This is a genomic window from Enterobacter sp. CM29 (genome assembly GCF_013179605.1).
In the GTDB taxonomy this organism is placed as follows: domain Bacteria; phylum Pseudomonadota; class Gammaproteobacteria; order Enterobacterales; family Enterobacteriaceae; genus Enterobacter; species Enterobacter intestinihominis.
In genome coordinates this window covers 1-3,479 of the sequence record NZ_JABMCU010000292.1, presented here as the reverse complement: position 1 = coordinate 3,479, position 3,479 = coordinate 1, and the positions used below count along the sequence as shown (strand labels likewise).

General features: G+C 50.5%; 1 protein-coding gene and 1 pseudogene. Both read left to right on the top strand.

Annotated features, from left to right (window positions below; all coding sequences use genetic code 11):
- Nucleotides 1-315, top strand: a pseudogene (locus HP459_RS22030) (hypothetical protein); the annotation flags it as partial.
- Nucleotides 316-445: 130 nt separating this feature from the next.
- The coding region (locus HP459_RS22025; RefSeq protein WP_171936842.1) for a DEAD/DEAH box helicase family protein at nucleotides 446-3,479 on the top strand (3,034 nt) is incomplete at its 3' end.

Sequence of the window (3,479 nt, the reverse complement as noted above, 5' to 3'; positions counted from 1 at the left end):
ACTGACGGGCAGTTGCTTTTTACTCACGGAGGCCTTGAAGGTGTATTGCTTAGCGAGTGTGTCAGGCTCAAGCAACGCTCACTTGCCAATAAACTGATAAGCCTGCTTCAGCAGTTCAATAACGTGGAATATCGCCATAAGCTTGTTTGGCTTTTCTGGTATGACCGTATGCTCGGAGCGCCTCTTGACGACTGGCTGGAGAACCTTAAGAAAATGAATGATGAAGAGTTCTGCTTTTGGCTGTTACAGCGTCAGGAAGAAAACTCAGAGTTAACCCATTTAATGGATGAATATGTGAATTTTACGCACTACTGAAGTTATCCTGCCCCGCACCAAGTGTTCATTCTTCAATGCTCTGAAGATGTACAAGCTCACTTTGTCTGCCAAATTAGTGTGATATTCTTTCCAGAAATGCTGTTGTATCCACGACATAAGGCGATGATTGATGGAGCAGTCTCTCAATTTTGAAATGTTGCGCAGCCAGTGGCCGGAACTGGCTGAACTCGCGTGTATGGCGGAACGCTATGTTCATTCCGACCCGGAAAGCTGTCTGGTTAAGCTGCGTAACTACACTGAATTGATGGTGCGCTGGTTGTATCGTCAGGAGCGGTTGCCGGAAGGCATCAAGGCGAATCTGTACGATTTAATGAACGCCGATGTGTTTACCAGCATGATGCCGGAAGCCATCATCATGAAATTGGATGCACTGCGTATACACGGTAACCGCGCCGCGCACGGCGGACGTATCAAAGCTAAAGATACTTACTGGCTGTTAAAGGAAGCGTATTTACTGGGAGTTTGGCTGTATGTTCGTTATGCCCACGGTAATGTTGATAACTGCCCCAAATTTTCTCTTCCTCCATTAACGCAATCTTCAGGTCGTGCAGATGAAAAACGTCTGGAAGATGCAATCAGAGCTCAAGATGAAAGCCGTGAGCGTGAACTGGCGTTACAACGCGCACTACAGCAAGAGCAGGAAAAGGCCGAACACCTCACCCAGCGCCTGAATGAAGCCAGAGCTCGCAACCAGCATGTTGCCGATATCCTCTCTATTGATGAAGCGGAAACCCGCCGCCGCCTGATTGATTCTCGCCTGCTTGCCGCCGACTGGAATGTAGGGGAAGAGCTTAACAATACCGATCAGGTTACGCAGGAACACCCCGTTAAAGAACAGCCTACCGCGACCGGTGACGGTTATGCGGACTATGTCTTGTGGGATGAGGCACATAAACCGCTGGCGGTGGTGGAAGCAAAAAAAACCAGCGTCAATGCCGAGCAAGGGCGAATTCAGGCCCGGTTGTATGCAGACTGGCTGGAAAAAGAATATGGTCAGCGTCCGGTCATTTTCTACACCAACGGCTATGACATCTGGCTGTGGGACGACCATAAAACTCATGGCTATCCTCCGCGCCGGGTATTTGGCTTCTACAGCATGGAAAGCCTGCAATATCTTATTCAGCAACGTGAAACCCGTCTGCCGCTGAATAGTGTCCCGCACGTTAAAGATAACGAAGGTAAGGCCGTTGCCGGACGTTTGTATCAGCTTGAAACCATTGCCCGCGTCAGCGAACGGTTTACCAATAAATATCGTCAGTCATTAATCGTTCAGGCCACCGGCACTGGTAAAACCCGTGTAGCGATTGCACTGAGCAAACTGATGATTGATGCCCGTTGGGTAAAACGCGTTCTGTTCCTTTGCGACCGTAAAGAGCTGCGCAAACAGGCGGCGAATGCCTTCAATCAATTCACCAATGAGCCGCTGTATGTGGTCGGGAAATCGAAAAAAGCAGACAGGCAGAATGCCAGGATCTACATTGCCACTTATCCCGGCATGATGAAAATCATGGACCATTTCGATGTCGGTTATTTCGATCTGATCATCGCCGATGAATCCCACCGCTCGATCTACAACGTCTACGGCGATCTGTTTAAGTATTTTGATGCCCTCCAGATTGGCCTGACGGCCACGCCGATCGACATGGTGAGTAAAACCACTTTCGGCCTGTTTGGTTGTGAAGGACGTATCCCTACCGCCAACTACAGCCTGGAAGATGCCATCGCCGATAACAATCTGGTTCCCTATGAGGTTGTCACGCACACCACAGAATTCCTGCGCGAAGGCATCAAACGGGAGAAATTAAGCGACGAACAAATCCGCGAACTTGAAGAACAGGGTATCGATCCTAATACGCTGGAATTTGATGGCAAGGCGCTGGATGAGGCAATTTATAACAAAGACACCAACCGCTATATCCTGCGTAACCTGATGGAAAATGGCCTGAAAGATCGGGACGGCCAACTGCCAGGTAAAACCATCATTTTCGCCCGTAACCACAAACACGCGCTGCTGTTGAATGAATTGTTCGACGACATGTACCCGCAGTTTGCCGGACGCTTCTGTCAGGTCATCGACAACTACGACCCCCGTGCCGAGCAACTGATCGACGATTTTAAAGGACTGGACGAAAGCACCAACAAAGAGCTGACTATCGCTATCTCTGTTGACATGCTCGATACCGGTATTGATGTCCCGGAAATTGTGAATCTGGTTTTTGCCAAGCCGGTCAAATCGAAAGTGAAGTTCTGGCAGATGATTGGCCGTGGTACACGCCTCTGTTCGGGGCTATACGGCAACGATGAAAACGGCAAACCGCTGGATAAACAGAAATTCCGCATCTTCGATCACTGGGGCAATTTTGAGTATCACGAGCTGCATACCGAAGAAGCCGAAGTGACAGCGACAAAATCGCTGGCGCAAAAACGCTTCGAGGCTTGGGTGATGCTGGGGGCCGCTGCGCAGCGTAAGTTCGACAAACAGGCGGTGGATTTAGTCGCTCACCAGCTCCGCGAGCAGATCAACGCGCTGGATGAAAAGTCGATTGCCGTACAGGAAAAGTGGCAGCAAAAAGCGCAGTACAGCGATGAAAAAGTGCTGCGCCAGCTTTCCCCGAAAACGCAGCAGGATTTGCTCTCTGTCCTGGCCCCGCTGATGCAGTGGCTGGACGTGCGCGGTCAGAGCGATGCCATGCGTTTTGATATGGATATTCTGGCGGCGCAAACTGCCCGTTATACCAACCCGGAAGAACTGGATGTGCTCTGGCCGGTCATCATTGAGAAAGTGGAACGTCTGCCGCCGCATCTAACTCAGGTACAGCAACAGGGACAACGGATTAATCAACTTCGTGATTTGGGCTGGTGGAAGCAGGCCACCTTGGAAGAGCTGGAGGATATCCGCATTCATCTGCGCGGTATAATGCACCTGATGGAGAAAGATGCGACGCCAAAATTTGGCTCGATACAGGTGGATATTACCGAAGATGCCGACCTAATCCAGACGGAGACCCGCAAAACCAACATCCGCTCGATTGATTTCAAACTCTATCGCCAGCAGGTTCAGGGAGCGCTGGAGCCGCTGTTCCAGCAAAACCAGGTGCTGAAAAAAATCCGCAACGGCGAGCCGGTAACACAAGGCGAACTGG